Annotated in this window: 9 protein-coding genes; all 9 read right to left on the reverse strand. The window is 73.1% G+C overall.

What is annotated here, in order from left to right:
* Position 1: 1 nt before the first annotated feature.
* Entirely contained in the window at positions 2-6,163 is a 6,162-nt protein-coding gene (locus CGE01nite_RS05535) for an Ig-like domain-containing protein (protein ID WP_141369500.1), read from the reverse strand.
* Positions 6,160-7,692, reverse strand: a complete 1,533-nt coding sequence (locus CGE01nite_RS05540; RefSeq protein ID WP_141369502.1) for a serine/threonine-protein kinase — start codon at positions 7,690-7,692, stop codon at positions 6,160-6,162. Before CGE01nite_RS05540 ends, CGE01nite_RS05535 begins: the two co-directional genes overlap by 4 nt.
* Before the next feature lie 51 nt (positions 7,693-7,743).
* Positions 7,744-9,273: an FHA domain-containing protein gene (locus tag CGE01nite_RS05545; RefSeq protein WP_141369504.1), complete on the reverse strand. Its 1,530-nt coding sequence runs from the start codon at positions 9,271-9,273 to the stop codon at positions 7,744-7,746.
* A complete protein-coding gene (locus tag CGE01nite_RS05550) occupies positions 9,270-10,151 on the reverse strand; it encodes a PP2C family protein-serine/threonine phosphatase (RefSeq protein ID WP_048343243.1) in 882 nt (293 codons plus the stop codon). Before CGE01nite_RS05550 ends, CGE01nite_RS05545 begins: the two co-directional genes overlap by 4 nt.
* Positions 10,152-10,289: 138 nt before the next feature.
* On the reverse strand, positions 10,290-11,852 hold the full coding sequence (locus CGE01nite_RS05555) for an alpha/beta hydrolase family protein (protein WP_141369506.1): 1,563 nt from the start codon (positions 11,850-11,852) through the stop codon (positions 10,290-10,292).
* A 34-nt stretch (positions 11,853-11,886) separates the two neighbouring features.
* On the reverse strand, positions 11,887-12,828 hold the full coding sequence (era, locus tag CGE01nite_RS05560; protein ID WP_048343245.1) for a GTPase Era: 942 nt from the start codon (positions 12,826-12,828) through the stop codon (positions 11,887-11,889).
* Positions 12,825-14,123, reverse strand: coding sequence for a hemolysin family protein (locus CGE01nite_RS05565; RefSeq protein ID WP_048343246.1), 1,299 nt, complete (start codon positions 14,121-14,123; stop codon positions 12,825-12,827). The genes era and CGE01nite_RS05565 overlap by 4 nt, the downstream gene beginning before the upstream one ends.
* Positions 14,120-14,572, reverse strand: coding sequence for an rRNA maturation RNase YbeY (ybeY, locus tag CGE01nite_RS05570; protein WP_048343247.1), 453 nt, complete (start codon positions 14,570-14,572; stop codon positions 14,120-14,122). The genes CGE01nite_RS05565 and ybeY overlap by 4 nt, the downstream gene beginning before the upstream one ends.
* Positions 14,569-15,582, reverse strand: coding sequence for a PhoH family protein (locus CGE01nite_RS05575; RefSeq protein ID WP_141369508.1), 1,014 nt, complete (start codon positions 15,580-15,582; stop codon positions 14,569-14,571). Before CGE01nite_RS05575 ends, ybeY begins: the two co-directional genes overlap by 4 nt.
* Positions 15,583-15,806: the final 224 nt, after the last annotated feature.

Here is a 15,806-nt window from a genome sequence, read left to right on the forward strand (position 1 = left end):
GTCATCCGCCGGGTGCCGGATTCGGGGTCGGGCTCAGGTCGACCGTCGCCTGTGCGGTCGCGGCGTCGGAGTCACCCTTCGAGTTCTGAGCACGGATGATGAACGAGACGGCGTTGGACCGACCGTCCTGAACGTCGATCGTCCTGAAGGATCGTGTGACCGACGTGTTGCTCGTCTGCCCGCAATGGGTCTCGACGTCGTTGACCCGCCAGCAGAACACGTAGCGACTGACGCCGACGCCGCCGTCGGACGACGGAGGATCCCACGTGGCCGTGACTTGCGCACGGGCCGGGTCGACACTCAACGCGACGGTGCGCGGAACCGACGGTGCAGCGCCCCACTCCAGCTCCGTCAGGTCCGCCTCGGTGTCACCGAGGAGCTGGACGCCCTTGACGGTCGTCACTGCCGTCACGGCTAGCGTGAGCTCGGTTCCCGAGAACTCGACCCAGTCGACGATCGGGACCCCCGGGACTGTCGTCCCGGTCGTCGTCCCTTCCACCGGGCCATGGCCCCGCGCGCTGAGGCGCCATGAGTACGTCACCGTTCCACCGCCGCCGTCGCTCGCCGGGTCCCAGCTGAGATCGACTGCGGTAGGACGGGCGAAGTCTCCGAACGAGGTCGGGACGATCTTGAGGCCCGATGCGCGGCCCGGACGCGTCGTGGGCCGGGCGACCACCGACTCGCTCGGCGCTCCGTAGCCTGCGTCGTTCCGGGCGACGACGCGGTAGGTGTAGTCCGTCCCCCCGGCGAGGTTCCTCAAGGTCACGCTGGTGTCGCTCGTCGTCACCAAGACGGTGCTGCCCTCGCGGACCTCGTAGGTCACCTCCGAGCCGTTCCTCTCAGCCGGACTCCACGCGAGTCGCACCGCGCCCTCACCTGGCGGCGTGTCGGTTGTCGTGATCGTCGGCTTGCCAGGAAGCCCGTACGTCAGCGCCGTGGCGGACGCGGCCGGCCCCTCGCCGGCCTTGTTCACTGCGCTGACCTCGAATGTGTACCGCGTTCCGTTCAGTGCGTCCTTGAACACGAACGACGTGCTCGTGCCAGGGTCCGGCGAGTACGTGCCGGCTCCCGGGCCGCCCGACACCCGAACGCGGTACGTCGTGATGCGATCACCGTTCGGCGCCGCGGCGTCCCAGGTCACATTGATCTGACCCCCCGTGTCGGTCGCCACCCGCGTGGCCACCACGTCTGACGGGGCCCCGGGCTTGGCGGCGGGGGTCTGCGGACCGGTCGACGGGGTCCACGGGCTCGGCTTGTCGCGGAGCGCGTTGTGCGCGCGCACGCGGATCGAGTACGACGTGCCGTTGGCCAGGCCGGTGAAGGTCACCTTGGGCGAGGTCGGGGTGAGCACCGCGCTGCCGCTCGGCGGCGACGGCGTGATCTGGACCTCGTAGTTCACGATCTTCGAGCCGTTCGTCACCGAGTCGGGCCAGCTCCACGAGAGCTCGCCGTCACCGAAGCCGACGAAGTCGACACGGGCGGGCGCCTCGGGCACGGCGTCTGGCCGGGCCTGGGCGGACGCCGGGCTCTCCTGCGACCACCCGACCGCGTTCTGCGCCGCGACGGAGAACGTGTAGGTCACGTCGTTGGTCAGCCCGTCGAACGTGCACGTCGTCGATGCGCACGTCTTGGTCAGCCCACCGGGGCTCGCCGTCAGGCGGTAGCTCGTGATCGACGCACCACGGCTGTTGGGCGCGGTCCAGGACAGCACCACCGTCTTGTCGCGCTCCTCCCCGACGCGGGGGGCCGCGGGCGTGTCCGGGACGCCGCGGACGTTCAGCGAGATCCGTCCCTCGACCTCGCGGTCCGCCTCGTCGATCCCGTCGCGCACGCGATAGCGGACCACGAGCTCGCCGATGTAGTCGGGCGCGGGCGTCACCGTCACGCGGGACGCGGTCGCCGACGCCGTGCCACGCCCCGACTCGACGGTCGCGCCGACGACACGGAGCGGCTGCTGCGGGTAGGGGTTGAACGAGCCCTCGAGCACGTCGATCGCGCGGGCCTCGCCCTCCACCGCGTCCTCGATCGTCCAGTCCTGCACGAATGCCTTGGGGCGCGTGCTCGCGATGACGCGCAGCTCCAGCTGAGCCTCGAGCTGCCCCTTGCGGCCGAACCCGATCCGCAGCGGGAGCACGCCGCGGGTGCCCTTGTCGGCGCTCAGCGCGGCGGCCACCGAGAGCTTGGAGTCGTCGATGGTGGCGGTGAACCCGCTGGGCACGCCGGAGGCCACGGCATACGTGTACTGCTTCTCGCTCGGCGTCGTGCCCTCGGGCGTCGTCGTGAACGACCGCAGGTCGACGGTGATCGGCGCCTCGCCGGGCGCGACCTCGATGACGGCCGGGGCGAACGCCGGCGGGTGGTCGTCGACCGCGAAGACCTCGATGGGCAGCGTCAGGTAGGACGTGCGGGCCGTGGTGTCGTTCGCACTCGTGGCGTCCGTGACCGGCAGCGTCACGGACGCCGGCCCGGCGTAGTCCTTCGTCGGGGTGAACGTGAGCTCGTCGCCGTCCTTGCCCACCGCGACCGTTCCGCGTGTCGCCGTCACCTGCAGCGCGTCGGCAACCGTGGGCTGGCGGCCCTGCGCGACCTTGATCTGCTCCTCGAGCACGATCGTCAGCTGCTCACCCGACGCGACCCGCAGCTCGGGCGCACCGGGCCGCAGCGAGGGGCGGATGAAGCCCAGCGCGGGGACGGTGATGAACGCGTACGCGGTCGCGGTCTCGGGCGCGCGCGAGTTGACGAGCTGGAACGGCAGGGTCTGCGTCTGGTCGGTGAGCGTGACCAGGACCTTGTTGTCGGCCGTCACCTGCGCGACCTGGGCGACGGACGCGGGCACGCGCACCTCGAGGTCGCTGAGCGGTCCGCTCGGGTTCTGCGCCGTCGCGAGCACGTCCACCACGACCTCGGTCAGCCCGAACGTCTCGGTGGCCGGGACGACGACGTCCTCGGCGATCGGCGGCAGCACGGGTGCGTCGGGGTCGACGGTGACGGTCAGTGTCGCGGTGTCGCGCCCGCCGCGCGAGTTCGACACGGTGTAGACGATCGGGAACACGGCCGCCTCGGACGGCGCCGTCACGGCGATGCGCCGCCCGACGACCTCGGCCTGGACCGCGTCGTCCTTGGTGAGCTCGGGTTCGAGCAGGAGGTCGTCGCCGGAGTTGTCGACGTCGTTCGCCAGGACACGAACCTCGATGCGCTCACCCGGGCGGATCGTCACGGCGTCGTCGCGTGCGACCACGGCCGCGGTGTCGACCGGTCGCGGGCTGATGCCGACGCGGATCGTCCCGACCGCGCGCTGCCCCACCCAGTCCTCGACCGCGTACTGGAACGTCTCGGTCCCCGACTCGTCGCGCAGGGCCTCGTACTCGATCCAGTCCGGCCCGACCTGCGCGACGCGTCCCTTCGTCGTGCCGCTGGCCTGGCCGAGCAGCGTCACCCCGTCCCCGTCGGGGTCGATGCCGACCAGCGGGACCTTGATCCGCACGGTCTCCCCTGCGAACACCCGCGCCTCGAGGTCGCGTGGACGGGGCGGCGTCTTCGTCGTCGGGTCCGACTCGTGCACCCGCACCGTGACGGTCGCGGCCGTGCGGTTGCCGGTCGAGTCGGCGATCTCGAAGACCGCGCGAGCGGTGACCGCGTCGGCCGGCGCCTGGTACCGCAGCACGTCGCCGGAGACGAACATCAGCCCGTCCCCGGGCGCGACCGGCTCGACGAGCGTCGGCATGAGCGACAGGGGGTCCCCGTCGGGGTCGTAGGCGCTCTCGAGCACCGGGATCGTCACGACACCGCCGGTGCGGACGGTCGCCTCGACGTTCTCGGCCACGGGCGCCTGCGTCGAGGACGCGGGCGGCACGGGTTGCACGACGATCTGCCCCGTCGCGGTCTTGGTCCCGTTCGTGATCGTGTACGGCAGGACGACGACGTGGTCGAGCGTGCGCTCCGAGCGGATCTGGACCAGGTGGTGCTCGAGGATCGCGACGCTGAGCCCGTCCGCGTCTGAGGTGTCCACCGACTGCAGGACGAGCATCTCGCCCGCGGGGTCGGAGTCGTTGGCGAGCGGGTCGATCGTCACCTCGCCGCCCGCGGGCAGGAAGGCCCGGTCGCGCACCGCGATGGGCGGCGCGGCCTCCTCGGGCCACGCGCGCACGTCGATCCGCGCCAGCCCCGTCGCCTGCTGCGGCGGGGCCGCGATGACGAACGTCACGTAGTACGAGCCCGCGCGCGGCGCGGAGAACGTGAACGTGCCTGCCTGCAGGTCGGTCGAGATCGTCGCGCCCGTGACCTCCTCGACCGACGCCAGCCGCGCGGGCTCCTCGCCGGTCGACCGGACGGCGTCGAGCGGCTCGAGCGTGACCGGCTGGTCGACGTACGTCACGGCGTGCACCGGGTCCACCCGCGGCGGCAGCGAGCCCGCCGGGCGCACGTCGACCTCGATGGTGCCGGGCGTGGCGTCCTGCGACGACCCGTCCGAGACCAGGACGTCGACCGTGGCGCGTCCGAGCTTGCCGCCGTCGGCGCGGAACGTGATCGTGCCGTCCTGCCGGAACCGCACCGTGCCGATCGCGGGGTCGGTGCTGGCGCCGACCAGGACCATGTCGTCGCCGTCGGGGTCGTGGAAGTTCGCGAGGACGTCGTACGTCGCCTGGCCGTTCTGCTCGACCTGGAACGCACCTTGACGGTCCTGCACGGGCGGGTCGTTGTCGCCGTCGCCGTGCACGACGAGCGTGACCGTCGCGGTGGAGGGCGCAGACGTGCCGCGGCCGTCGTCGATCGTGTACGTGAACGACTGCGAGCCGCTGGCGCCCGACGCGATGTCGACCTGCAGCGCACGCCCGCCGTGGATCGACTGCACGGTCCCGAACGACCTCGCGATCGACTCGAACTCGCGCACGGCCAGGATGCCGCAATCCGACGAGGAGTCGTTGCTCAGCACCGCCAGGATCGTGGTGCGCCCGGGACGCACGCCGAACTCGTCGTCCTTCGCGGTGGGTGGTGCCGACTCGGACGTGCACTCGGTCGCGAGGTCCTGGGTGCTGACCTCGGACTCGGAGTCCTCGACGTCGTCGTCGGGGTTCTCCTCCTCCTTGATGTCCTCCCAGTTCGGCACGCGCAGCTCGGTGTCCTCCTGCGGCTCCCACACGCGGCCGCGGGCCGTGTCGTTCAGCACGACGGCCGTGCGGTTGACGCGGAAGACGAGCTTGTCGTCGGCCGACATCTCCTCGAGCGCCTCCACGAGCGGCGCCTCGCCGTCGCACAGCCGCTGGTACGAGCCCGTCACGGACGCCCAGGCCCCGTGCGCGCACGACCCCACCTGGACCGGCGCGGCCGGCTTGCCCGAGCCCTGCGTCGGGTGCGGCACGGGCTCGCCGCCGTCGAGCGGAACCTCGACGAGGTCCGTGTCGGTCGCGACCAGCACGCGCGACGACGCGGGGCCGGGCTGCTGCAGCGTCGGGTTCGTGCCGGTGACCTCGACCGAGCCGTGCCGGGTGACGACGGTGCCGCCCCGCAGGCCCACCGGCTCGTCGCCGACGGTCGTCAGCTGGTCGAGCTCCCCCTCGCCGAGCGAGCCGTCCTGCGACACGCGGGCGCCGTCACCGGTCGTCGAGACCCGCGAGACCGTGCCGTCGGCGGCGACGCCGTACGCGACACCCGACGTCGAGACGACCGCGCGTCCGCCGCGGCCCAGGTCGACGTCCGGCTCGCCCTCGCCGGGCCGCATCGAGTCGAGCGACGTGAGCGGACGCACGAACAGCCCGCCCTCGGAGTCGACGAGCGAGAGCACACCCGCCGACATCGAGACCGGGCCGCCCGGGACGCTCGACGGCTGCACACCCGCGGCGGCGACCTGCGCCGTCAGCGCGACCGTCGCCGGGTCCACGACCGAGACCTTGCCCGGCTCCACCAGCACCACGTCGCCCTCGTCCTGGAGGACGTCGAACGTCGAGGACTCGGCGACCAGACCCGCGTTCAGCTCGTCGACCTGCACGTTGTACCGGCCGAGCTTGTGCGCGTCGGTCGCCGTGAGCCACACCGCGCCGTCGTTGAGCTCGACGCGCGCGAGCGGGAAGCCGGGGTTGAGGAGGGCGAGCACGGCCACGACCGCGGGGACGGTGACCACCGCCGCTGCCGTCGTGGCGTGGCGCCGCGCGGTGAACCAGCTCATGCGCACACCTGCGCCGGGTCTGCCGAGGCGCGACGGTCGGCGCGCACGATCGACACCTCGATGCACACCTCGTCGCCGGTCTGCGCGGCGGGCAGCGTGACGGTCGGTTCCTCGACCACCTGGAGCGTGCCGGTCCCCTGCACGGTCCGCACGCCCCAGAGGTAGTGGTCGTCGGGCCGCGGGTCGGGGTTGATCCACGTGAACGTCACGTTGCCCGCCTCGTCACGGTCCCCCTCGAGCGAGTGCGGGCTGGGCACCACGGCCTCCACGGCGCTGCCGCCGGTCTGCTCGAAGTCGGTGTCACCCGGCCGACGCTCCGTGCCCGTGGGCCGCAGCGCGGCGGCGGCGATCACGACGATCGCGCCGAGCACCACGACGCCCGACACGACCGCCGCCACGGTCCGGCTGCGCCGCACCTCGACCTCGTCGGCCAGCTCGGGCTCGCCCACGGGTGCGGGCTCGGGCGGCGGGGGCGGCGGCGTGAGGAACCCGGGTCCGGCAGGCTGCGCCTGGACCGTCACCGGGCCGCGGACGCGCGTCGAGTCGTCGGCCGCCGCCGGGGCCGGCTGCGGGATCTCGACGATCGAGCGCAGCCGGGTCGCGTCGGCCGCGTCGCCGCCGGCCGGCGCGGGCTGGGGGTCGGCCTGCGGCGTCCCGTCGTCGAGCAGGTCCAGCGGCGTGACCGGCAGCCGCAGGTCCGCCTCGATCTGCTGCAGCGCACGGCCCAGCGCGGCGGCGGACGGGTGGCGCAGCGCAGGGACCTTCGACATCGCGCGCTCGAGCACCGAGTCCAGGGTGCCCGGGACGTCGTCGCGTCCCGTCGGCGGCAGCGGTGCCCGCTCGATGCGCGCGACGAGCTGCTGCGCGCCGTTCTGGCCGCCGGGGATCTCGAAGGGCGTGCGCCCCGCGAGCAGCGAGTACAGCGTGGCCGCGAGCGAGTACACGTCGGACCGCTCGTCGCCGTGCGGGTGCTCGGCGAGCAGCTCCGGGGGTGACCACGGGATCGACATGCCGACCGCCGCTCCCCCGCCGTGCCCGGTCGTCGCCGCGATCCCGAAGTCCGTGAGCGCGGGCCAGCCGAAGTCGGTCGTCAGGACGTTGGCGGGCTTGATGTCGCGGTGCAGGATGCCCGCGCGGTGCGCGGTCTCGACCGCGGAGGCGAGCCGCACGCCGATGCGCAGCACCTCCGCGACGCTGATCCGCTCGGTCCGGTACCGCTCCGCGAGGCCCGTGCGCGAGCAGTACTCCATGACCAGGTAGGGCCGGCCGTCGGCCGCGATGTCGGCCTGGTAGACCGTGACGATCGACGGGTGGTGCGAGAGCTGGGCCATGAGGTTGGCCTCGGTCTGGAACCGCGCGCGCACCTCGTCGTCCAGGCTCCCCGCGAGCAGGACCTTGACGGCGACGTCGCGGCGCGGCAGGTCCTGCCGGTACAGGAAGACGTCGGCGAACCCGCCCAGCCCGAGCGTGCGGACGTGCGCGTAGCCCGGCAGGGCGGGAGGCGCGGAGGCCTCGCGTCTCGCCGTCACTCGTCGTGCCCCGTCGCGCGGACTGACATGCGGGAAGTCATCCGGACGTCGTCACCGGCCCCCGGCGTCGACCGTGAACGTGACGCCGTCACCGAGGTCCACGAGCTCGCCCGGCACGACGACGCTCGGCTCGCCCGGGTGGAGGCGCCGGGCGCCCTCGCCCTGCCGCGACACGTGCACCCCGTTCGTGGAGTGCAGGTCGGTGACGAGCACGTGCTCGCCCTCGGCGCGCACCTCCGCGTGCGTGCGCGAGATGTCCTGCTGCGGGCTCGGCACGGCGACCAGGCGCGGCAGCTCACGGTTCGTCACGCGCGCGACCTGCGGTGCCCGGCCCAGCAGCACCGTCCGGTCGAGCGAGACCTCCGTGCCCGTCGACAGCAGCAGGCGCGGCGGCTCGGGGGCGGGCACGGGCGTCGGCACCTCGAACGGGCCAGGCGTCTGGCCCTCCTGCGGCCACTGCGAGGCCCACGCCGGCAGCTGGTCACGGATCTGCGCGAGGTCTGACGACAGGATCGTGAGCCCGTCGTGGTCGTCGGGCGACGCGGGCCCGACGAGCGTGCGCACGCCGTCGACGGTCGACTCGACGTCCGCCTCCGGCGCACCGAGCGCCACGAGCGCGGGGACCGGCTCCGGCTCGACCTCGTCCGCCCGCGCGGGCTCGGGCCGGACGGGCTCGGGCACGAGCAGCTCGGGGAGCGCCGGTTCCGGCAGACCCGGCTCCGGCAGACCCTGCTCCGGCAGACCCTGCTCGGGCGCCGAGCCGGAGGCCACCGCAGCGTGCTCCGCGAGCTCGTCGCGCACCGGCTCGACGTCCGCGAACGGTGCGTCCGCCACCGGCTCGTCGTGCGCGGGCTCGTCGTGCGCGGGCTCGTCGTGCACGGGCTCGTCGTGCACGGGCTCGTCGTGGACCGGCCCGTCGTGAACCGGCTCATCCACCGCGGGGTCGTCGATCGCGGGTGCCTCGAGGACCGAGGCGTCGTCGCCGGTCGGCGGCAGCGCCAGGTCGGGCACGTCGATGACCTCGGCCGCGGGGGCGCCGAGGTCCGCAGCGGCTGCCTCACCGTCCGGCGCGGGCGCCACGAGGTCAGGGGCCGACTCGTCGGGCGCGGCCTCGGCGGCCACCGGGCCGTCGGGCGCGACGACGTCGGACTCCTCGACCAGCACCACGCGCAGCGCGGACGCCGCGGCCACGCCGTCCCCCAGCGGCAGGCCGTCGCCCTCGCCGGGCGCGTCGTCGCTGCGCAGTCGCACCCACGTCACGTCGTCGAACACCTGCTCGGACCACGTCCCGATCTCACCGGCCCGGACCGTGCGGGGACCCTGCGGCGTGCCGACCTCAGCGGTCACGTCGCCGCGCAGCGCGAGGTGCGCGCGCCCACGCTCGACATGCACGAGCGCGAACGACGGCAGCCCGCCGAACCCGTTGCGGGCGAGCACGACGAGGCCTGCGAGCAGCCCGTCGGCCGACGCCTCCCACAACGCACGCGCCGTCGCGGGACCGGCGCTGGGGCCGAGCAGCGCGACGAAGCCGGGGCGCGACACCGCGGACCAGTCGCCGGGAAGGTACTCGGGGACGCTCATGACGTGACCTCCTTCGACGGTGCGTCGGCGCTCGGGGGGAGCGTCGACGCGGACGACCGGCGGGTGCGGGGCACCGTCGCCCCGTGCAGCATCTCGTCCCAGAGGTGCGGGCCGAGCTGCGAGCCGGCGCGCGGCACGGTGATGTGGACGTCGTCGAGCGCGCCGACGGAGGTCGCGACGTCGACGACGACCGCGCTCACGTTGTCGCGGGCACCCGCGTCGAGCGAGCGCCGGACGAGCTCGTTCGCGGCGTCCTGCGCGTCGGCGACGTGCTCGAGCACCGCCCCGATCTCGGTGTCCCCGAGCTCGCGCGTGAGTCCGTCGGTGCAGATGAGCAGGCGGTCGTGCAGCCCCGCGGGCAGCAGCCAGTAGTCCGGCTCGGGCTCGTCGCCCGTGCCCAGCGCGCGCGTCAGCACGTGGCGCTCAGGGTGGGTGTCGGCGTCCGCGGCCTCGATCCGGCCCTCGTCGAGCAGCTCCTGGACCACCGAGTGGTCGACGCTGACCTGCTCGAGCACGTCCTCGGCCCAGCGGTACACGCGCGAGTCGCCCACGTTGAAGACGAGCCAGTACGCGGTGTCGTCGTGCACGGTGACCGCGACCCCCGCGACCGTCGTGCCGCCTTGACGCCCGCCGGTGAACTCGCCGCGGATGCGCGCGGAGGTCCGCGAGAAGCACGCGTGGATGTCGTCGGCGGTCGCGGCGCTCTGGCCGGCGAGCTGCGCGAACTCCTCCACGGCGATCCGGCTGGCGAGGTCGCCCGCGTCGTGACCGCCCATGCCGTCGGCGACGAGGAAGACCGGCGGGTACGCGAGAAGTGCGTCCTCGTTGACCTCGCGGACGAGCCCGCGGTCGGTGGCTGAACCCCACGACGTGCGCACGCATCCTCCTCTCCGACGTCCGGACCGCAGCCGTGCTCCGGCTGCGGCTTCCACATGGTGCCTCACCGGGACGCGCAGCGTGAAAGACCGCCCGAAGTGCGGTCGATCGTCGCACTCGCCCCGATCGCTCGCCGCATCCTAGATGCCGAGCTGGTAGACGCCCCAGTACGCGAGCACGACCAGCAGGATCGCGGACGCCGCGACGACGATCGCGAGCGCGATCGCGCGTGCGGCGCCGGGTGCGACGGGCACGCCGCTCGCACGGTTGCGCACGATCGAGCGGAACAGCAGGACCGCCGCCGCGACCACGAGGATCCCCACGGCCCGGACGGCGATCCACGCCCCGGTGACGACCCACCCGTTGCTCGTGTAGTCGAGCGCGAGCCGCGCGATCGCGAGGATGTACCAGACGAAGCCCACGACCGTCACGACGACTCCCGCGCCCAGCGCTGCGGCCCAGCGTGCGACGCCCGGCGCGTACCGGTGCGCCGCCGGTGCGGCGCTCCCGTCCGGTCGCCGCCGGCGGGTGACGAGCACCTCGGCACCGCGCGCCACGGGAGCGACGAGCCCGGCGAGGGCGACGACGATGCAGGACGCGATGAGCGTCACGGCCACTACGTCACCGTTGTGCAGCCAGCGCGGCTCGGGCACGGGCATCGCCAGGAACGTCTGGCTCGGCTGGTCGCCCGCGACCTTCGGCGCGGCGCCCGCGGTCTGCGGCAGGCCGGTGACCCAGGCCGCCATGTCCTTCAGGAAGGCCGGGACGATGTCCGCACCCACCCGGATGCCGTGCGTCGCGCCCTCGTAGTAGCGGACGGTCACGTCGCTGTTGCCCGCGATCGCCGTGTCCCGCATCACCTGCATCGGCCCCTGGACGATCGGCATCGACGAGTCACCGGTGCCGTAGACCATGAGCACCGGCTGGGTCATGCGCCGCTGGTAGGTCGTGACGTCGAAGTCGACGTACTCGAAGCCGCCACCGGGGATCGCCATGCCGACGGCACGCGGGATCGCGCGGAAGACGCCGTGCGGGACCCCTGTCGCACGCAGGTAGTTGTCGGCCGCGAACGCGGCCTGCTGACGCGGCGGCACCACCGGCGACGAGACGAGCACGACGAACTCGAGCGACGGGTCGTTCGCGGCCATCACGGGTGCGATCCACCCGCCCTCGCTCTCGGCGTACACGCCGACGCGGTCCGGGTCGACGCTCGGCAGCGTGCGCAGCAGGGCGACCGAGTGCGCGTAGTCGTCGGCCATCTGGACGTAGTCGCGGTGCCGCAGGGAGTAGGTGTCGAGCCGCTTGTCGGGCACGAGCGTCACCACACCGGCCTCGGCGAGCGCATGCGCCTGCTCGTAGAACGCCTCCTGGTACGTGCCGGTACCCGCGCCGTGCACGAAGACGACCGCACGCGCCGGTCCGTCCGTGCCCTGCGGCTCGCTGAGCAGGGCCTGCACGCTCGTGCCGTCGAGCTGGACCGTCACGACGCGCTGGCGGACCTCGTGCCGCACCAGCGCCGGCGCCTCGCCGATCTGCGTGCTCGACGTCTGCACGGCGAGCGGGTCGCTCAGCGCGACCGGGTCCCACTGCGGTCCCATGAGCGCGCCCAGGACGGCGAGCACCACGACGCCCAGCACCGTGCTCGCGAGCACGCGGTACGGGCCCGTGAGCAGGTGCTCGTCCGCGCGGGCCTCCTTCAGCATCCAGCTCTCCCGCCTCGTGTCGTCACCGTCGGCGTCAGAATCCGAGCTTCCCGAGCTGCTTGGGGTCACGCTGCCAGTCCTTGGCGACCTTGACGTGCAGGTCGAGGTAGACACGTGCACCGAGCAGCGCCTCGATGCCGCGTCGCGCCTCGCTGCCCACGTCACGCAGCCGAGCCCCGCCACGCCCGATGATGATGGCCTTCTGGCTGTCGCGCTCGACGTAGAGGTTCACCCGGACGTCGAGCATGGGTGCCGAGTCACCGGCCGGCTGCTCGCGCGGGACGATCTCCTCCACCACGACCGCCAGCGAGTGCGGCAGCTCGTCGCGGACGCCCTCGAGGGCGGCCTCGCGCACGAGCTCGGCGACCATGACCTCCTCGGGCTCGTCCGTCAGCTCGCCGTCGAGGTACAGCGCGGGCGCCTCGGGCAGGTGCGAGACGAGCACGTCGGCGAGCACCCCGACCTGGTAGCCGTCCACGGCCGAGACCGGGACGATGTCCGCCCAGTCGCCGAGCGCCTGCACCGCGAGCAGCTGCTCGGCCAGGCGCTGCCGCGAGACGAGGTCGGCCTTCGTGACGATCGCGACGACGGGCGTGCCGCGCCGGTCGCGCGCGAGCTCGGCGAGCTGGTCGGCGATGAACCGGTCCCCCGGTCCGACCTTCTGGTCGGCGGGCAGGCAGAAGCCGACGACGTCGACCTCGGTGAGCGTGCCCTTGACGAGGTCGTTGAGCCGCTCGCCGAGCAGCGTGCGGGGCCGGTGCAGCCCGGGCGTGTCGACCAGCACGAGCTGGGCGTCGTCGCGGTGCACGATGCCGCGGATCGTGTGGCGCGTCGTCTGCGGGCGGCCGGAGGTGATCGCGACCTTCTGGCCGACGAGCGCGTTCGTCAGGGTGGACTTGCCGGCGTTGGGCCGTCCGACGAAGCACGCGAAGCCCGCCCGGAACTCGCCGTCGGTGGTGCGTGTGGGCTCGGTCATCGCTGCGCTCCGTGCTCGTCGTCGTCGATGGGGTCGTCGGGTGCCACACGGTTGACCAGGACCGTGGCCAGGCGACGGCGACGGCCCTCGACGCGCTCGGCCACCAGGTGCAGCCCGTGGATCTCGCCGGCCGAGCCGGGCAGGGGGACCTTGCCGAGCGCCTTGGTCAGCAGGCCGCCTGCGGAGTCGACGTCCTCGTCGTCGACCTCGAGCCCGAACAGCTCGCCGAGCTCGTCGCGCCCGAGGCGCGCGGGCACCCGGAACACCCCGTCGCCGAGGTCCTCCACGACCGGCGCGCTCGGGTCGTGCTCGTCGGTCAGCTCACCGACGATCTCCTCGATCGCGTCCTCGATCGTGACGAGCCCCGCGATGCCGCCGTACTCGTCGACCACCATCGCCAGGTGCGACGAACCGCCCTGCAGCTCGCGCAGCAGGTCGTCGACCGGCTTGGACTCCGGCACGAACACCGGGGGCCGCACGAGCGACGAGGCCGGCGCGTCGAGCGCGTCCCCCGCCGGGCGCCGGTCCCCCGGCCCGATCGGGATCTGCTCGACGATGTCCTTGAGGTACAGCACCCCGCGCAGGTCGTCGACGGAGTCACCCACGACCGGCACGCGCGAGAACCCGGAGCGCAGCAGGAGCGCGAGCGCCTTGCGCAGCGTCGTGCTCGCGTGGGCCGTGACCATGTCCGTGCGGGGCACCATGACCTCGCGCGTGAGCGTCCCGCCGAGCTCGAAGACCGAGCGGAACAGCTCGCGCTCCTCGTCCTCGATCGCCTCGGACTCGCTCACCCGCTGGACCATGTCCCGCAGCTCGTCCTCGTCGGTGTCGGTGACGCCACGCGCGGACGTGCCACGACGCGCGATCGGGCCCGCGAGCACGGTGACGACGGTGAGCAGGCGAGACAGCGCCGAGAGCACCCGCACCGGGCTGCGGCGTCCGATCGTGCGCGGGCTGACCCGGATGAGCAGGTAGGCCACGACGACGCTGAGCCCGAGCCCGCCGAGCAGCACGCCCCACCACGGCAGGTCGCTCGCGGCGACGACGATCGTGAGGCACACCGTCGCGAGCATCTCGGCGACGAGGCGGAAGAAGGCGGCCGCGGAGGCCGAACGCTGCGGGTGCTCGGTCAGTGCCTGGATCCGCTGCGCCGCCGGGTGTCGCTGCGCGACGAGCTCGGTGACGGCCGCACGCGTGACGCGGACGACCGCGACCTCGCCTGCGGAGAGCGCCGCGGCGAGCGCGGTGCCCAGGACGGCGACGACGACGAGCAGGCCGACAGGGACGTCGTTCACCGGCCGGCCAGGAACGTCAGCAGGAGGCGGCGCTGGAGGCCGAACATCTCCTTCTCCTCCTCCGGCTCCGCGTGGTCGAAGCCGAGCAGGTGCAGGATCCCGTGCGTCGTGAGCAGCAGCAGCTCCTCGACGGTCGAGTGCCCCGCGGCGACTGCCTGCTGCGCGGCCACCTCGGGGCACAGGACCACGTCGCCGAGCAGGCCCGCGGGCGTGACCTCGCCGTCGCGCCCAGGGCGCAGCTCGTCCATCGGGAACGAGAGGACGTCGGTGGGGCCGGGCTCGTCCATCCACTTCACGTGCAGCTCGGTCATGACCTGCGTCCCGACCAGCATGATCGACAGGTCCGTCTGCGGGTGCACGTGCATCTCGTCGAGCACGTACCGCGCGAGCGCGGCGAACTCCGCCTCGTCGACCGCGTAGTCCGACTCGTTGTTGACCTCGATGCTCATCGGTGACCCGTGTTCCCGTTCTCGTCCCAGCGTGCGTACGCGTCGATGATCTCGCTGACCAGCCGGTGCCTGACGACGTCCGACGAGCTCAGCCGGCAGAAGGCGACGTCGTCGACGTCGTTCAGGATGCGTTCGACCACGCGCAGCCCCGACGTGGTGCCCGACGGCAGGTCGACCTGCGTCACGTCACCCGTCACGACGACCCGGCTGCCGAACCCGAGCCGTGTCAGGAACATCTTCATCTGCTCGACGGAGGTGTTCTGCGCCTCGTCGAGGATGATGAACGAGTCGTTGAGCGTGCGCCCGCGCATGTAGGCGAGCGGCGCGACCTCGATCGTCCCGGCCTCGAGCAGCCGCGGGATCGACTCGGGGTCCACCATGTCGTGCAGCGCGTCGTACAGCGGACGCAGGTACGGGTCGATCTTCTCCGCGAGCGTCCCGGGCAGGAACCCGAGCCGCTCGCCGGCCTCGACCGCCGGGCGGGTGAGCACGATCCGGTTGACCTTGCGGTCGTTGAGCGCCTGCACGGCCTTGGCCATCGCGAGGTAGGTCTTGCCGGTGCCCGCCGGGCCGATGCCGAACGTCACGGTGTGGCGGTCGATCGCGTCGACGTACTCCTTCTGCCCCGCCGTCTTGGCCCGGATGGTGCGGCCGCGCGTGGACAGGATGTTGAACGTGAGGATGTCCGCGGGGCGTGCGTGCGACCCGGCGGTCAGCATCGCGACCGTGCGGCGCACGACGTCGGGCGTCAGCGGCGTGCCGGCGGCGGTCATCTCGATCAGCTCGTCGACCAGCCGCGTCAGCAGCGCGACGTCCCCGGCGGGGCCGGCGAGCCGGACCTCGTTGCCGCGGACGTGCACGTCGACGCCGCTGAAGCCGGACTCGATCTCGGTGAGCACCTCGTCGCGCAGCCCCAGGAGCTCGACCATCGAGACGTTGGCCGGGACCGAGATGCGGTGCTCGACGCGTGCGAGCGCACCGGTGTGCGGTGCGGGGTTCGTCTCGGCCATGTGATCGGCGTGCGCCGTCGCTCCTTCGTCGTGGGGTCTGCGCCGCCCATCCTACGTGGGACCCGCGCCACGGCTCCCGGCGAGGGTCCGCGCGCAGGTCACGCTCCCGGACGTTGGTCCCGTGGAAGTGTCCACCCTGCGGGACGACACTGGACGAGCCCCCAGGCAACGACGCCCGGTGGCAGCGCGGCCGGGCAACGGGGCCTGGTCGCACACCGTGGAGG

The organism is Cellulomonas gelida (assembly GCF_006538725.1).
Classification (GTDB): Bacteria; Actinomycetota; Actinomycetes; order Actinomycetales; family Cellulomonadaceae; genus Cellulomonas; species Cellulomonas gelida.

Bases quoted from the DNA above. Each gene is read 5' to 3' on its own strand.
- CGE01nite_RS05575 (WP_141369508.1), bottom strand. From the start codon at position 15,582: ATGGCCGAGACGAACCCCGCACCGCACACCGGTGCGCTCGCACGCGTC.
- CGE01nite_RS05545 (WP_141369504.1), bottom strand. From the start codon at position 9,273: ATGAGCGTCCCCGAGTACCTTCCCGGCGACTGGTCCGCGGTGTCGCGC.
- CGE01nite_RS05555 (WP_141369506.1), bottom strand. From the start codon at position 11,852: ATGCTGAAGGAGGCCCGCGCGGACGAGCACCTGCTCACGGGCCCGTAC.
- ybeY (WP_048343247.1), bottom strand. From the start codon at position 14,572: ATGAGCATCGAGGTCAACAACGAGTCGGACTACGCGGTCGACGAGGCG.
- era (WP_048343245.1), bottom strand. From the start codon at position 12,828: ATGACCGAGCCCACACGCACCACCGACGGCGAGTTCCGGGCGGGCTTC.
- CGE01nite_RS05535 (WP_141369500.1), bottom strand. From the start codon at position 6,163: ATGAGCTGGTTCACCGCGCGGCGCCACGCCACGACGGCAGCGGCGGTG.